The sequence below is a fragment of the Rhodococcus sp. KRD162 genome, assembly GCF_017168335.1.
In the GTDB taxonomy this organism is placed as follows: domain Bacteria; phylum Actinomycetota; class Actinomycetes; order Mycobacteriales; family Mycobacteriaceae; genus Rhodococcoides.
Genome location: NZ_JABFAU010000011.1, coordinates 329,392 through 345,396, shown reverse-complemented (window position 1 = coordinate 345,396; position 16,005 = coordinate 329,392). Strand labels below are relative to the sequence as shown.

The window sequence follows — 16,005 nt, the reverse complement described above, 5'->3', positions numbered from 1 at the left end:
GTACACGACGGCGCGGAGAGATCGGCAGACTGTCCTACGCGGTGTGCCGGACGGCCTTCACGATCTCCTCGACTGCCGTATCGATGTCCAGTTCACGACTCTCTCCGGAGAAGCGATCGCGGATCTCGACCTTGCCGTCGGCCCAGCCGCGTCCGAGGACGACCACGAGCGGGACCCCGATCAGTTCCGAGTCCTTGAACTTCACTCCCGGTGACGCCTTGCGGTCGTCGAACAGAACCTCGATTCCCTGCGTATCGAGTTGTGTTGCAATGGACTCCGCACCTGCACGGGCGGCATCGTCCTTGTTCGCGATCACCAGATGGACATCGGCGGGCGCAACCTCCGACGGCCAGCGCAGGCCCTTGTCGTCGTGCATCTGCTCGGCGATCACCGCGACCAACCGTGAGACGCCCACCCCGTAGGAACCCTGCACCAGACGGACCGGCTTGCCGGTCTCACCCAGAACATCGACCGAGAACGCATCGGTGTACTTGTAGCCGAGTTGGAAGATGTGCCCGATCTCGATCCCGCGGGCACTGACCAGGGGGCCACGACCATCGGGAGAGATGTCGCCATCGCGCACCTCGGCCGCTTCGATCGTGCCGTCGGGTACGAAGTCACGTCCGGCGACGAGGTTCACCACGTGCTTGCCCTTGACGTCCGCACCGGTGATCCACGACGTCCCGTCGACCACCCGCGGATCGACGAGATACCGAACTCCGTTGGCCTGCAGTCCACGAGGCCCGATGTAGCCCTTGACCAAGAACGGATTGGCCTCGAAATCAGCATCGGTCAGCAGCGCGAACTCGGCGGGCTCCAGCGCGGCTTCGAGGCGCTTCTCGTCCACCTCCCGGTCACCGGGCAGGCCGATCGCCAGCAGCTCACACTCCCCCTCGGCGTTGCGGACCTTGAGCAGAATGTTCTTGAGTGTGTCGGCCCCGGTGACGGTACGACCCAGATCAGCGCCGTTGGCCCATTCGACCAAGGTCGCAATCGTGGGCGTGTCACCGGTCTCGTAGTCGAGTGCTGCGGGCTGGCCCTCGATGGGCAGCGGTGCAGGCGCCGGGGTGGTGACGGCCTCGACGTTGGCCGCATAACCGGACTCGAGGCAGCGAACGTAGGTGTCCTCACCGATATCGCTCTCGGCCAGGAATTCCTCGGATGCACTACCTCCCATGGCACCGGATGTCGCAGCGACGATGACGTACTTGACGCCGAGCCTGGCGAAGATGCGCTGGTACGCCTCACGGTGAGCGGCGTAGGACTTCTTCAGGCCGTCCTCGTCCATATCGAAGGAGTACGAGTCCTTCATCACGAATTCGCGTCCGCGCAGAATGCCTGCGCGGGGTCGCTCTTCATCGCGGTACTTGGTCTGGATCTGATACAGCGTGACCGGCAGATCCTTGTACGAGTTGTACTCGGCCTTGACCGTCAGCGCGAACAGCTCTTCGTGAGTGGGTCCGAGCAACATGTCGTTGCCCTTGCGGTCCTGCAGCCGAAACAGTGCGTCACCGTATTCGGACCATCGATTGGTGGTCTCGTACGGTTCGCGCGGCAGCAGAGCGGGCAGGGAGATCTCCTGCGCGCCGATGGCATTCATCTCCTCACGCACGACACGTTCGACCTGCCGAAGCACCCGTAGCCCCAGCGGTAGCCATGAGTAGACACCGGGCGCGATACGTCGAACGTATCCGGCGCGAACCAGCAGCTTGTGGCTGTCGACCTCGGCCTCGGCCGGATCGTCGCGAAGGGTGCGGAGGAACAACTGCGAAAGGCGGGTGATCACGGGTTGTCAGACTAGTCGCTCGTGCAGCGCCTGTGAGCAGGTGGCCGCGAAGTGAGTAGCCTCTAGCCCGTGCTGATTCTGCTTCCTCCCTCCGAGACGAAGTCCGACGGCGGTTCCGGAGCACCCCTCGATCTGAACCGGTTGTCGTTGCCCTCTCTGCTCCCCCTTCGCCGCACACTCGCCGACGCGCTGGTCGAGCTCTCCGCCGACATCGACGCATCGGTCACCGCGCTCGGGCTCGGCCGGACCCAGATCGACGAGATAGAACGCAATGCTCGACTGTGGACCTCACCCACCGCGCCCGCGCTGGCGCGCTACACCGGCGTGCTCTACGACGCGCTGGACGCGCGTTCGTTCACCCGTGCCGGTCGCGCCAGGGCACACGCGAGATTGTGGATCGGGTCGGCGCTGTTCGGGGCCGTCCGCGCCTCCGACCCGATTCCGTCCTATCGGCTGTCGGGGGGCTCGTCGATCCCTGATTTCGGAACACTGCGATCGCACTGGAAGCCTAAACTCTCCGATGCCATCCTGAGCGAGGCCGAGGGGGTTGTCGTCGACCTACGCTCGGGCACCTACCAACAGCTCGGGCCGATCCCCGGCGCGATCACCGCAACGGTGCTCACCGAGAAACCGGACGGTAGTCGATCGGTGGTGAGCCACTTCAACAAGCATCACAAAGGACTGTTGGCTCGCGCGCTGACCCTGACCACCGCCGAGCCCAAGGATGCCAAAGCTGTTGCGCGCGTGGCCTCGAAGGCAGGCTTGCGCGTGGAAGTGGCCTCGAACACCGAAGTGATCGTGCTCACCGAATGACCGATATTCCCGGTCTCCTCCGCAAGGGTGCCGACGCGTCGTCCGGAAAGACCAAGAGCCATCGCATCGCCGACGACGTCGCCGATCGACTGGTGTCGCTGGACGCGACCGCACTCGGCTCTCTGACACTGACGAACATGATCGAGGTTCTGTACGAAAACGGTTGGCAGCCGATGGATCTGGTGCACGTAGTGCGCCGTCAGCACACCGTCGCGGTGGCCGCACTGGCCGCAGCGGTCCTACTGCATCAGGCCGATCTCACCGACGCCGACTCACGAGCACCTCAGGACTGGGTGGACCAGCTGTCCTCGATCTGCGAACAGTTCCCGAAAGTCGCGGCTCGGGTGGAGGCCACACCGGATTTCCTGACCGCCTACCTCGCAGCGTCCGGCAAGTCCGACTACATCGCCGCGAGCGATCAATGGCTCGATGTGCTGACCCTGCTCGGTCGCTGGCAGACCCTTCCCCGTTGGCCTCAGCTCGGTCCGAAGCCCTCCCAGTGGCCGCGGGCTCGCCCGACGGTGGTCGGTGTGGCCGGTTCCGACGCACCGAACACCAAGATGCTGAGCAAGATTCGCGGATTGTTGGCCAAAGCCGATGCCACGGATTTCGAGGAAGAAGCCGAGACGTTGACGGCGAAGGCGCAGGAGTTGATGACCCGCTACTCCATCGACACCATGCTGCTCTCCCGCGGCAACATCGATATTCACAGTCGACGCGTGCACGTCGACGGCCCGCATGCGCCTGCAAAGGCTCAACTGCTCCACGTCGTGGGAACCGCCAACCGCGTCAAGGCCATCTGGGATCCCGAGTTCGCTGTGGCGACTCTGGTGGGATCGCCGGTCGATGTCGAGCAGACCGAATTGTTGTTCACCTCACTGTTGGTGCAGGCAACACGGGCGCTCGGCCATTCCCCCGAAGCGAAGAAGCGCAAGAAAGCAGGTTCGGCTGCCTTCGGCAAGGCGTTCCTGTACGCCTACGCCGTTCGCATCGGAGACCGCCTGTCCGACGCCGACGCGCACACTCTCGCCGAGGTCGGTCACGAATCCGAGGATCTGTTGCCGATGCTGGCGGCCCGGACCGTCGCCGTCGAAGCGGAATTCGATCGGCTGTTTCCGACGGCCAAGCCGATGCGCGGACCCCGCCTCGACGCCGAGGGTTGGGATTCCGGTCATGCCGCGGCCGATCGAGCCGATCTCACCCGCTGACGCGTCGTTCGCCCGACCCGAGCACCAAGGCAAAATGGTTCTGTGCCCGAAACTCTCGACGACATCATGACGCGAACCTCCGAATTGCTCGCCGAGCGCGATATGGCCGCCCTGTCGACGTTGATGGCAGAGGTGTCGACCACGGATGCCGTGCGGATACTCGAGCGGGTCGACTCAGCTCAGCGTGCGGTGCTCTATCGCCTGTTGCCCAAGGACGAGGCGGTATCGGTGTTCGAGCGGTTCGACGCCACGGTGCGCAGTGAGCTGTTCGAGAGCCTGCGCAGCGACGACGTGATCGCACTGTTCGAGAACCTCGACCCGGACGACCGCGTCGAACTGCTCGACGAACTGCCCTCGAATGTCGCGCATCGAATGATGCGTGGACTCTCCCCCACGCAACGAGCGCTCACGGCACCGATGTTGGGATACGACCGGGGAAGCGTCGGACGGCGAATGAGCCCCGAATACGTGCGCCTGCACAGCGATACGACGGTGGCCGAGGCGCTCGATGCCGTGCGCCGAACCGGCTCGGATGCCGAATCGGTCTATGTTCTGCCGATCACCGACGAGCAACGCACGCTGCTCGGTGTGGTCACCCTCGCCGATCTGGCAACCGCGGCGTCGACGACAGCCGTGGGCGATCTGTATTCGGTTCATCCTGTGGTGAAGGCGGACTCGTCCGCCGAGATCGCGGCCCGGCAGTGCTTCGAGCACCGCAGCCCCGCTGTGGTGGTCGTCGACTCCGAGAGAAGGCTCGTCGGGATTCTCACCCTCGAGCAGTCCGCACGCATTCTGGAGGAAGCCGAGGACGAGGACGCCGCTCGCACGGGCGGTTCGGAACCGCTACGGCGGCCCTATCTGTCCACTCCGGTGCTGTCCATCGTTCGCTCGCGGGTGGTGTGGCTGCTCGTGCTGGCCCTGTCTGCGATTCTCACGGTGCAGGTCCTCGAGATCTTCGAGCACGCACTCGCCGCCGTCGTCACTCTCGCCCTGTTCATCCCGCTGCTCACCGGGACCGGAGGCAACACCGGTTCGCAGGCCGCGACCACCGTCACCCGCGCTCTGGCGCTGGGCGACGTACGACCGCGAGACATCGCCGCGGTGCTGTTTCGCGAGGTTCGGGTCGGAGCGACGATGGGTGCCATGCTCGGCACCTTGGGCTTCGTCATCGCCGGACTCGTCTACGACTGGCACCTCGGCGTCGTGATCGGAACCACATTGCTGTCCATCTGCACTCTTGCGGCGACGGTCGGCGGTGCCATGCCGCTGGTTGCCAAGAAGATCGGTGTCGATCCTGCGGTGTTCTCGACGCCGTTCATCTCGACCTTCTGCGATGCAAGCGGATTGATCGTCTACTTCCTCATCGCCAAGGCAGTTCTCGGCGTGTGATCAGCTCTTCTGGGCGTCTTCCTGAGCGGCCTGGGCTTGGGCCACCTGCTGCGGGGTGAAGCGGATGAACAGCGCCGCGGCTCCCGCGATCACGGCACAGACCGCGCAGCAGAACAACGCGAACATGTAGCCCGAGCTCAGGGCGTCGAGTTGCAGGTCGTTCATCAGGTTCGCCGGTCCCGACGTGCCCCCGAGGGAGAGGGTTCGTGAGGTGACCAACGCCCCGATCACGGCCAGAGCCAGCGGACCACCGAGTGTTTGCGCAACCAGCGCGATCGCGGTCAGCGGACCGATCTCGGTGGGGCTGACCCCGGCGATGGCGCACAGCGGCAGTGGAACCACCGTCAGACCCACTCCGAACCCGATGCCGATGACGGGGAAGAACAACCCGGGGAAGTATGCCGAATCCGCGTTCATCGTCGTCACCGAAACCATCAACCAGCCGATCATGATGACCGCACCGCTGAGAATCAGCCATCGCGGGGCGATCCGGGTGACCAGTTGCGAGGCGAGGAACGCCGCGGCACCGAGACCGAAGGCGAACGGAACGAACGCCAGACCCGCGTGCAGCGGGCTGTAGCCCAGGATGTCCTGGACGAACAGGGCCACGTACGCCGCCAGGCAGAACATCACGCCACCGGCGAAGAAGATCGCCACGAACGTGGCAACGCGGTCGCTGCTGCCGAACAACGAGAACGGCAGCAGCGGATTGTCGGCTCGCCGCTCGACCATCAGGAACAGTCCGAGGAAGAGCAGCCCTGCCACCAGCGAGACGATCACGATCGGATTGGTCCAGCCCAGTTCGGTGCCCTCGCTCAGCGCCAGCACGACGCCGGTACAACCGAGCGTCGCCAGGATCGCGCCGGGTACGTCCAGCGCCAACTTCGCGCCGACCGTCTCCTGAAGCGACACGACCGCGAGCACCACGATGACCACACCGATGGGCACGTTGATCAGGAAGATCCAGCGCCAGGACACCTCGGTGAGCGCTCCACCGATGATCAGACCGGCGATGGATCCGACACCGGTCATGGCCGCATAGATCGCAATGGCCTGGTTGCGCACCGGTCCCGGTGCGAAGGTCGTCGCCACCAACGCGAATGCCGTGGGCGAGGCCACCGCGGCACCGACACCCTGCAACGCTCGCGCCGCGACCAGGGTGGCTTCGTTGACCGCGAGGCCGCAGAGCAACGACGCGACGGTGAACAGCACCACGCCGGCCAGGAACATCTTCTTGCGTCCGAAGGCATCGCCGAGCCTGCCGCCCAGCAGCATCAGCCCGCCGAAGGCCAGTGCGTACGAGGTCAGCACCCAGTTGCGGCCCGCGTCCGACAGCCCGAGATCGGCCTGGAGCGGTGCCAGCGCCAAGTTGGCGACGGTGCCGTCGAGCACCACCATCAATTGCAGGCCGCTCAGGACGATGATGGCCATCCCGAACGCGCGGGTGGTCACCGGGTATTTGATCTCGGTGACGGAGTTGTCGGGTATCGGTGTTTCAGGCACGAGAGTTCACGGTACCGGCGTTGACAGAGAAACCGGCAACAGTTCCGATCACAACGATTGCAGGAGGCCTGATCCCTGCTTCACGGACGGCCTCGGCGACGGTGCTCAGATCCGCCCGAACCTCGCGCTGGGTACGCATCGTGCCCTCCTGTACGACGATGACCGGAGTGTCGGCCGCCCGGCCGCCTGCAACCAGTACGTCGGCAAACAGCCCTATCCGCTCGACGGCCATGAGCAGCACGATGGTGCCCTCGAGCTTGGCCAGAGCTGCCCAATCGACGAGCGAATCGGGGTGATCAGGGGCCACATGGCCGCTGACGACGACGAACTCGTGGGTGACGCCTCGATGCGTCACCGGGATTCCGGCCGATGACGGCACCGAGATCGCACTGGTGATGCCGGGTACCACGGTCACCGGAATTCCCTCGGCCGCGAGCGCCTCGAGCTCCTCGTATCCACGTCCGAACACGTAGGGATCGCCGCCTTTGAGCCGCACGACGAACTTCCCGGCTCGCGCACCGTCGATCAACGCCTGGTTGATCGCTTCCTGCGCCATCGCGCGGCCATACGGAATCTTGGAGGCGTCGATCACCTCGACGTGCGGCCCCAGCTCGGCGAGCAGCTCGGGCGGAGCGAGGCGGTCGGCCACCACGACATCGGCGTAGGCGAGCAGCCTTCGTCCGCGGACGGTGATGAGATCGGGGTCACCGGGGCCACCACCTACCAGCGCGACACCGGTCATCGGGGCATGCGCCGAATCGGCAACCACACCGGACTGCAGGGCCTCGATCACGGCATTGCGCACAGCAGCGGACCGCCGGTGCTCCCCGCCTGCGAGCACACCGAGGGTCAGGCCGTCCCACTCGGCCGAGGCGGGCGTCACTGCCGTCCCGTCCTTGGCGATGTCTGCGCGGACGCAGAAGATCTTGGCCGCAGTGGCCTCTGCGACGATCGCGACGTTGGTCTCGGCCTCGTCGGTGCAGGCAATGGCGTACCAGGCCTCGGCGAGGTCGCCCTCGCGATACTCGCGCAATTCGAGCGTCACCTGGCCCGCCGTCGCCATTGCCTCGACGGCGGGTGTTGCCTCACGAGTGATGACGTGCACCACGGCACCGGAGGAGATGAGCAGCGGCAATCGACGCTGCGCGACGGTGCCACCCCCGACCACGACGACGCGTCGCCCGTCCAGATTCAGGCCGACCAGATAGGGAGAATCAGTCGCGTTCACGAGAGGAAACGCTACCGCGCGCGCTGCACCCTCTTCTCGTCCCATACTGGCTCGGCGGATTCGTAGGCCTGACCGGTGCTGCCGAACACCAGGAATCGGTCGAAGCTGCGGGCGAACCAGCGGTCGTGTGTCACCGCGATGACGGTGCCGTCGAACGCCGCGATCGCGTCCTCGAGCGCATCGGCCGACATGAGGTCGAGGTTGTCGGTGGGCTCGTCGAGCAGCAGCAGTGTGGCACCGGAGAGTTCGAGCAGCAGGATCTGTACCCGGGCCTGCTGGCCGCCGGAGAGATTGTCGTAGGACTGCTCGGCAGCGCGGGCCAGACCGTATCGGTCCAGTGCCCGCCCCGCGGCCTCCCGTCCCATCCCGTCCCGATGCTCGTTGCCCATGTGCAAGATGTCGAGCAACGTGTTGCCCGCCAGGTCCGGGCGGGTATGCGTCTGCGCGAACAGTCCAGGCCGCACCCGGGCCCCGAGGACCGCCGTGCCGGTGTGCGGTACCGGATCCAACGCGAGCTCCTGCACCGGCTGGTGTTCCTTCTCGGGATCGGTGCCACCGTTGGCGAGCAGCCGCAGAAAGTGCGATTTGCCCGAACCGTTGGAGCCCAGCACGGCGACGCGGTCTCCGTACCAGATCTCGGTGTCGAAGGGCTTCATCAGTCCGGTCAGTTCCAGTGCCGTACAGACCAACGCACGCTTGGCTGTTCGGCCGCCGCGTAGACGAACGGTGACGTGCTGCTTCAACGGCACCGCTTCCGGCGGTCCGGCCTCCTCGAACTTGGCCAACCGGGTCTGAGACGCGTGATATCGAGCGGCAACCCCGTCGTTGAATTTGGCCTTCTCCCGCAGACGCAGGACCAATGCCCTGAGTTTGACCAGTTCCTCGTCCCACCGCCGACGCAGTTCGTCGAGCCGAGCATTCCGGTCCTCGCGCGCGGCGTGATACGTCCCGAACCCGCCGCCGTGCACCCACGAGGTAGCACCGCTGACGCCCGGCTCCAGCGTCACGATCCGGTTGGCGGCGTTGGCAATGAGCTCCCGGTCGTGGCTGATGAACAGGACGGACTTGTCGGAATCGCGAATGGTCGCTTCGAGCCAGCGCTTGCCCGGCACGTCGAGATAGTTGTCCGGCTCGTCGAGAAGCAACAGAGTGTCCGAGCCGGCGAACAACGCTTCGAGTACGAGGCGCTTCTGCTCACCGCCACTGAGAGTCGACGCACTGCGCCACTTCGCTCGATCGAACGGCATTCCGAGTGCTGCCGTGGTGACCTTGTCCCAGAACGGCTCGAGGTCGTAGCCGCCGACATCACCCCAATCCGCCAGAGCCTGCGCGTATTTCATCTGGGTCTTCTCGTCGTCGACCTCGATCATCGCGTTCTCGGCTGCATCGAGCGCAGCGGCAGCCGTTCGAACTGCGGGCGGGGCCACCGACAGCAGCAGGTCGCGGACGGTCGAATCGTCGCGCAACTGACCGACGAACTGCCGCATCACCCCGAGCGAGCCTGAACTCGACACAGAGCCCTCATCCGCGGTTTCGTCGCCCGCGATGATCCGGGTCAGCGTCGTCTTGCCGGTTCCGTTGGGGCCGATCAGCGCAGCCTTGGCACCGTCGCCCACCCGAAATCCGACGCCGTTGAGCAACTGCCGTCCATCGGGCAGGAAGTAGACGATGTCGTTCAGTTCGAGGTGGGCCACGACGAACCAGCCAACCTCATCGGCCCCGCGATGGCCAATCGTTTCTCGGTCGCCGAGGGCGAGCTGTCTCCAGGCGAGGGCCAGCGCTCTCTAGGCGAGTTCGAGTTGTCTCTAGGCGAGGGCCAGGGTCGCGGTCTCCGTGAGAACCTGCTTGCCTGCATCGTCGACATGGGCGTGGCGCACCTGCAACCGAGCCGAGTCGCCGTGCAGGGTCAGCAACATCACGCCGTTGTCGAACCACGGCCCCGCCTCGGCCTCCCACTCGACACCGGATGGTCCCACGTGCGCAGCGCGCGCCAGCTGCGACAGGACCCTGGCCGCAGGGTGCTTGATGGCCAGCTTGTTGACCGCGCGGATCGGCAGATCCAACGGATTGCGGAACGGCGACATGGTGAGCTGATAGGTCGCCGGCACCGCGCGGCCGCCCACCCCGAAGTCCGCATTCGCGACATAGGAGCAGTGCACGTCTCCCGAGAGCCACAGGATGGAGGCGGGTGTGTTCTCCCCGCGGGAGAGCTCACGGGTCAGAGCTGCCATGTCGTGGAACGAGTTGGTGAAAGCCGCCCAGTGTTCGAGATCGAGGCCGATGCGCATCTTCTCCGCCACCTTGGCCGGCAACCGGCCCCAACTCCCCTGCGCCACAGCCTCGTTCCACTGTTCGAGGTGATGCAGGGCAGGCAGCATCAGGTAGGGCAACGAGGAACCGAACAGCAGATGCCGCGGAGTCCTCTCCATGGCTCGCTCACGTACCCAGGCCCATTCCTTCGCATCGACCATCTCTCGGTTGTTCGGATCGAGATTTCGCGAGCAGCGTGAGTCGATCATGATCAGCCGGGTATCACCGAAATCGCGACAGAAGCTCCACCGTCCGGCCTCGGGCTTCCGGTCCACGCGTAAGGCGAAGTCCGCCAACAATTTCTCTCGCTCGGCATCGCCGGCGGCCGATCGTACCGCGGAGTACATCTGGTCCTGCGCCAGTTCGTTCGGCGACAGATTACCCAGGTGCTGATACACCCAGTACGAGGAGTACGCGCCGACGACGCGGTCGTTCCACCACGGCCGGGTCTCGATGTCCCGACGCCAGGAGGCCGAGGAATTCCAGTCGTCGCGTAGGTCGTGATCGTCGAGGATCATGCACGACGGGATGCTCGCCATCAATGTTCTGACCGGCTCGAGCCCCCACGACTCCCGGTACAGCCAGGAGTACTCCTCGAAATCGCAGATCTCGTTGTCCGCATCGGTGCCGATCGCACTCGTCGGCCCTTGCCCCGACCGTCGGCGCTCCTGCAGCCGCTCGAGGATCTCCGGCGATGGATCGTCGGCGTAGACCTGGTCACCGAGCAGCAGCAACGCCTGCGGCCACTGACCGGGATCCTGCTCGATCAGCGCATTCCCGAGTCCGGCCAGGGCGTCGGCCCCGATCTGATCGAGAGATTCTTTGCTGTAGTTGTCGCCTCGTCGGCACGATCCGAATGCCAACGTGACGGGCCCGTGGACGTCGAGAGTGTGGATGGCGGCTCGGCGGCCCTGAGGCGGCCACACCGTGCGCTCGTCCACGAACACCTCGTAGTGCACGGTGGAATCGGCGGGCAGCCCTTCCAGTGCGACCAGCGCGAAGTGATGGCCGTACAGGCCCCACGTTCGTTCCTGCGCCCGAACGCCGGTGTCGGTGACGACCGTGACGGTCGATGCTTCGGCCATCTCGAACCACAGGGTCGCCGTGTCGGTGCCGACGTACCGGGCGATCGGGCCGAGCACAACAGGGCTGTCGGGGTTCATTCGATCCACAGTGCCCGGGTCGGTCGACGTTTGCCAGCCTTCGGCACGGAAATTCCCGGCCACCTCGCTCACCGCGGCCACCGCAGCCACCGCAGCCACCGCGACGACCACCGCACCCTGGACGGTTCTCGGCACCAGCAGCGGCCCTGCCGCACCGGCCAGGCGCACCGCGGCCTCGGCGACGCTGGCACTGCCGACGGCGTCGAGAACGCGCGGCGAGGAACTCGTCGTCGTGACCTGCGCGAGTTCGGACCCCGAGTACGTCACCCCCCGCACCCCCATGTTCGACGCCACCGCCGACACCAGTTCGGCTTTTCCGTCGATCGAGGCGATCGTGTCGACCTGCCAGTTCTGCTGCAGCACAGTCGAGACGACGCGTATCACCTCGGTTGCATCTACTCCCTTCCGCGCTCCGATTCCGACTACCACGCGCATGGTCGACCGGCTCTACGCCCGCGCGTAGTCGACTGCGGCGCAGACGAATCGACTGATGGCGTGAGGATGGCCTGCGGCGTGGGTGTGCAGGTACGACGCGTGCACTCCGCCGCGGACGAAGCCTTCGCGCACTGCGGTTCTGCCGTCCGGGCGTTGTGTGTGCCAACCCCAGGCTGCCGAGGCCCCCTCGCGAACGTCGACGAGCGCGGTCCGATGGAACTCGTGGCCGGTGACGCGAGTTCCTGCATCGAACAGGGTCGAGGATTCGAGGGCCACGGCATCGCGGTACCCCAGGGTGAGGGTGTTTCCGAATCGCGCGTCGACATCGATGACACCGGCCATGGCGTGACCGTCCAATCGCCTGGCCAGGTAGAGCAACCCAGCGCATTCGGCATGGACCGGTAATCCGCGGGCCGCGGCAGATCCTATGTCGGACAGCAACACTCGATTCTCGGCCAGCGCTCCGGCGTGTTCCTCGGGGAATCCGCCGGGCAGCACTACTGCTGCCGTGCCGGTGGGCAATCCGTCACGCAACGGGTCGAAGACGGCGACGTCGGCCCCGGCGGCCCGTAGCAGTTCGACGTGCTCGGTGTAGCCGAAGGTGAACGCGGGGCCACCCGCCACTGCCACGACCGGTGCGCCCTCGGATCTTTCGACCTCGTCCTCGGGATTCCACTGGGCCGATGTCACCGACGACCTGGCCAGGGCGCTCACTGCCTCCAGGTCGACGAACTGCGAAACGAGTGCGCTCATCGCTTCGACGGCATCGGTGGCCGCTCCCCCGTGTTCGATGGCGGTGATCAACCCCAGATGCCGGGACGGCACCACCAGTTCGCTCATTCTCGGCAACGCGCCGAGCACCGGCACACCCACCCGCTCGCACGCTTGACGCAGCACATCCTCGTGACGCGTGCTGCCGACCCGGTTGAGGATCACACCGCCGATGCGGACGCTGGAATCGAAGGTCGAAAACCCGTGCAGCACAGCCGCGAGAGACTGGCTGTGGCCGCGCGCATCGACGACGAGAACCACCGGAGCGCCGAGCATGGCGGCCACCCGTGCGGTCGATCCTTCTGCGGATGCCTCCCCTGGGCCGGTCATGTCGATCTTGCCGTCGAACAGTCCCATGACGCCCTCGACGACGGCGATATCGCAACCCCGGCTGCCGTGCCGAAACAGTGGGCCGATGCGATCGGCACCGACCATCACCGCATCGAGATTGCGGCCTGGCAGCCCGGCTGCGAGGCCGTGATAGCCGGGGTCGATGTAGTCCGGGCCCACCTTGAACGGTGCAACCTTTCGGCCTGCGGCCCGCAGCGCTCCCATCAAACCGGTGGCCACGGTCGTCTTACCGCTACCCGACGCGGGAGCCGCGATCACCACGGCCGGACACGTCGGGCTCACCATTCGATGCCTCGCTGTCCCTTTCGGCCGGCATCCATCGGGTGCTTGATCTTCGTCATCTCGGTCACCAGGTCCGCGGCCTCGATCAGCTCGCGGGGCGCATAACGTCCGGTGACGACGACGTGTTGATCACCCTGACGATTGCGCAGAACCTCGACCACCTCTGCGACATCGACCCAGCCCCACTCGAGCGGGTAGGTGAATTCGTCCAGTACGTAGAACCGGTGTGTCTGCTGTTCGATCCGACGGACGATCTCGCGCCAGCCCTCGGCCGCCGCCGCGGCGTGATCGACCTCGCTCCCTTTCTTGCGGGACCACGACCACCCCTCGCCCATCTTGTGCCACTCGACCGCTCCGCCGACACCCGAGCTCCGGTGAAGTTCCCCGAGAGCCCGAAACGCCGCTTCCTCGCCGACCTTCCACTTCGCACTCTTGACGAACTGGAACACCCCGACGTCGAAGCCCTGATTCCAGGCCCGCAACGCCATCCCGAACGCTGCGGTCGATTTTCCTTTACCCGGGCCGGTATGGACGGCGAGAACGGGTTGGTTGCGTCGCTGTCGGGTCGTGAGACCGTCCTGCGGAACGGTTCCCGGAGCCGGTACACCCTGAGGCATTGCTGGCCCCTACGCCGCTGCGCGGACGACGGCGGTGACCTGCTCGGCAGACAGGTCGGACAGCGCGACGTAGCCGCCGCCGAGAGCCGCGGCGAACTCTGCGGCCAATCCGAGTCGGACCATTCCCGATTCGCAGTCGACCACGACCGAGGCGATCTTGTCCGAGGCGATACGGCCGGCGGCGATCCGAGCCCGACCGACGGGATCAACGCCACCGGTGGCACGGCCATCGGTCAGGGCAACCACGAGCGCTCGACGGAGCGGGTCTCGAACCCGTTCTCGCAGAACCAGTTCGCGGGCTTTCACAAAGCCCTGTGCCAGCGGTGATTTTCCACCGGTCTTCATGGTGCGCAGTCGCGTCACGGCCACGTCCACCGAAGACGTCGGCGGCAGCACCGTCTCGGCGGCCGTGCCGCGGACGGTGATCACTGCCACCTTGTCGCGTCGCTGATACGCATCGCGGAGCAGCGACAGAACAGCGCCGGTCACGGCCGAGAGCCGGTCTCGCGCAGCCATCGATCCCGAGGCGTCGACGACGAAGACGATCAGGTTCCCCTCGCGGCCTTCCTTGATGGCCCCCCGCAGATCCGATGGCTCTAGCCGCAATCTGCCCGACGTACGTCCTCGAAGGACTTGGTGCTCGGCCGCAGCGAACAGGGTGCCGATCAGATGCAGGCTCCTGTTTCGTTCGGCGGTGGGCCGCACCGACCGTCCGTGCGTGGAGCGCGACCGCGATCGTCGGCCCGGGGCACCCTCACCCACTCCGGGGAGCTCGATCAGACGGGCCCGGAACTGCGCTCCTGGAGTTCCTGCCTGCTTGTCACCGCTGGTTCCGGAGGGGCGCGGCTGAGCGGATCGGTCCTCGTGAGGCCGGGAAGGTTCCGAGGATTCGGTGTCCTCGGCACGGTCCGGCAAGGGGGCACCCCCGCCGCCGTCCGGGTCCGGCTCGGGGTCGGGTTGCTGATCGGCCTGTTCGGCGGCGTCTCGCATCGCCTCGTCCAGTTGCTTGTCGTCGATGCCGGGCTCGTCGAACGGGTCGCGTCGACGCCGATGCGGCAGCGCCAACTCGGCGGCAACTCGCACGTCCTCTTCTGCCACCTCCCCTGCACCGCGCCACGCGGCGTGGGCGGACGCGGTGCGCGCGAGCACCAGATCGGCGCGCATCCCGTCGACGTCGAAGAACGCACAGAGGGCGGCGATACGCCGAAGTTCCTTGTCGCTCAGGACCACATCGTCGAGGATCTTTCGGGCGGCCAGAATCTGCTCGGCCACGGCGGCATCCTCGTCGCGGAATGCAGTGGCGAACGCGTACGGGTCGCGCTCGTAGTCCATGCGGCGGCGCACGACGTTCATGCGGACCTCCACCTCACGCGAGGCCGTCACCTCCACCGCCAGACCGAACCGGTCGAGCAGCTGCGGGCGAAGCTCGCCCTCCTCGGGATTCATCGTTCCCACGAGCACGAATTGCGCTGGGTGAGAATGCGATACACCATCGCGTTCGACGTGCACCCGGCCCATCGCGGCCGCGTCGAGCAGCACGTCGACGAGGTGATCGTGCAACAAGTTCACTTCGTCGACGTAGAGAACTCCGCGGTGCGCCGCCGCGAGCAGGCCGGGCTGGAATGCGCGTTCGCCGTCGCGCAGCACCTTCTCGAGGTCGATGGAGCCGACCACCCGATCCTCGGTGGCCCCGACCGGAAGCTCGACCAATTTCGCCGGACGCGATCCCTCCGCGTCCTGCACCGCAGGCAGCAACGTCGCGAGAGCGCGTACCACTGTCGATTTCGCGGTGCCCTTCTCACCTCGAACCAGCACACCGCCGATCCCTGGATGCACGGCACACAGAATCAACGACAAGCGCAGTTGGTCCTGACCGACAATCGCACTGAACGGATATCCCGGTTCGGGACCACTCCCATTTCCCTGCACAGCTTCGTCCCTTCGTGCCCGGAGTTCCGCGCCGGGCGTTCGGTGAAAATCGCGAAGCCGGGCGGCGATCTGGCTGACAGGAGTATTCGCTGAACGAAGACCTTCCTGAACACAGTGGCGGGACCGCGCCTGATTCACACAGGACTTCTCCGCGACCGACTTCGGAATCGAACACTACAGCCGAACACACGAATGCCACACACGGTGTGACCGTGTGTGG

The 16,005-nt window shown here is 65.9% G+C and carries 11 protein-coding genes and 1 riboswitch; of the genes, 3 read left to right on the top strand and 8 right to left on the bottom strand.

Features of this window, described 5'->3' with window-relative positions:
- Positions 1-34 precede the first annotated feature (34 nt).
- Positions 35-1,786 carry a proline--tRNA ligase gene (locus tag J1M87_RS16130; RefSeq protein WP_206490472.1) on the bottom strand — a complete coding sequence of 584 codons (1,752 nt, stop codon included), beginning with the start codon at positions 1,784-1,786 and terminating at the stop codon, positions 35-37.
- A gap of 69 nt (positions 1,787-1,855) precedes the next feature.
- Here J1M87_RS16130 and yaaA point away from each other — a divergent pair, with 69 nt between their 5' ends.
- From yaaA to mgtE, 3 genes are read left to right on the top strand one after another with little or no spacing between them, the layout of a single operon-like run.
- Positions 1,856-2,599, top strand: a complete 744-nt coding sequence (gene yaaA, locus J1M87_RS16125) for a peroxide stress protein YaaA (RefSeq protein WP_206490470.1) — start codon at positions 1,856-1,858, stop codon at positions 2,597-2,599.
- Positions 2,596-3,807: a DUF2786 domain-containing protein gene (locus J1M87_RS16120; RefSeq protein WP_206490468.1), complete on the top strand. Its 1,212-nt coding sequence runs from the start codon at positions 2,596-2,598 to the stop codon at positions 3,805-3,807. Before yaaA ends, J1M87_RS16120 begins: the two co-directional genes overlap by 4 nt.
- Before the next feature lie 42 nt (positions 3,808-3,849).
- Positions 3,850-5,196 (top strand): magnesium transporter, encoded by a 1,347-nt coding sequence (gene mgtE, locus J1M87_RS16115; RefSeq protein WP_206490466.1) that lies wholly within the window; start codon positions 3,850-3,852, stop codon positions 5,194-5,196.
- Here mgtE and J1M87_RS16110 read toward each other — a convergent pair whose 3' ends face one another.
- The 7 genes from J1M87_RS16110 to J1M87_RS16080 all read right to left on the bottom strand — a co-directional run bounded on the left by J1M87_RS16110 (position 5,197) and on the right by J1M87_RS16080 (position 15,785).
- Positions 5,197-6,627 (bottom strand): MFS transporter, encoded by a 1,431-nt coding sequence (locus J1M87_RS16110; protein ID WP_206490653.1) that lies wholly within the window; start codon positions 6,625-6,627, stop codon positions 5,197-5,199. It lies immediately after the preceding gene.
- Between the two features lie 64 nt (positions 6,628-6,691).
- On the bottom strand, positions 6,692-7,972 hold the full coding sequence (gene cobA, locus J1M87_RS16105; protein WP_206490464.1) for a uroporphyrinogen-III C-methyltransferase: 1,281 nt from the start codon (positions 7,970-7,972) through the stop codon (positions 6,692-6,694).
- Positions 7,939-9,621, bottom strand: coding sequence for an ATP-binding cassette domain-containing protein (locus J1M87_RS16100; RefSeq protein ID WP_206490462.1), 1,683 nt, complete (start codon positions 9,619-9,621; stop codon positions 7,939-7,941). The genes cobA and J1M87_RS16100 overlap by 34 nt, the downstream gene beginning before the upstream one ends.
- 111 nt (positions 9,622-9,732) lie before the next feature.
- A complete protein-coding gene (locus J1M87_RS16095; RefSeq protein ID WP_206490458.1) occupies positions 9,733-11,835 on the bottom strand; it encodes a cobalamin biosynthesis protein in 2,103 nt (700 codons plus the stop codon).
- A 12-nt stretch (positions 11,836-11,847) separates the two neighbouring features.
- A complete protein-coding gene (locus tag J1M87_RS16090; RefSeq protein WP_206490456.1) occupies positions 11,848-13,242 on the bottom strand; it encodes a cobyrinate a,c-diamide synthase in 1,395 nt (464 codons plus the stop codon).
- Positions 13,236-13,856 (bottom strand): cob(I)yrinic acid a,c-diamide adenosyltransferase, encoded by a 621-nt coding sequence (gene cobO / locus J1M87_RS16085; protein WP_206490455.1) that lies wholly within the window; start codon positions 13,854-13,856, stop codon positions 13,236-13,238. Before cobO ends, J1M87_RS16090 begins: the two co-directional genes overlap by 7 nt.
- 9 nt (positions 13,857-13,865) lie before the next feature.
- Positions 13,866-15,785 carry a magnesium chelatase subunit D family protein gene (locus J1M87_RS16080; protein ID WP_206490452.1) on the bottom strand — a complete coding sequence of 640 codons (1,920 nt, stop codon included), beginning with the start codon at positions 15,783-15,785 and terminating at the stop codon, positions 13,866-13,868.
- A 45-nt stretch (positions 15,786-15,830) separates the two neighbouring features.
- A riboswitch (cobalamin riboswitch) is annotated at positions 15,831-15,960 on the bottom strand.
- Between the last annotated feature and the right edge of the window lie 45 nt (positions 15,961-16,005).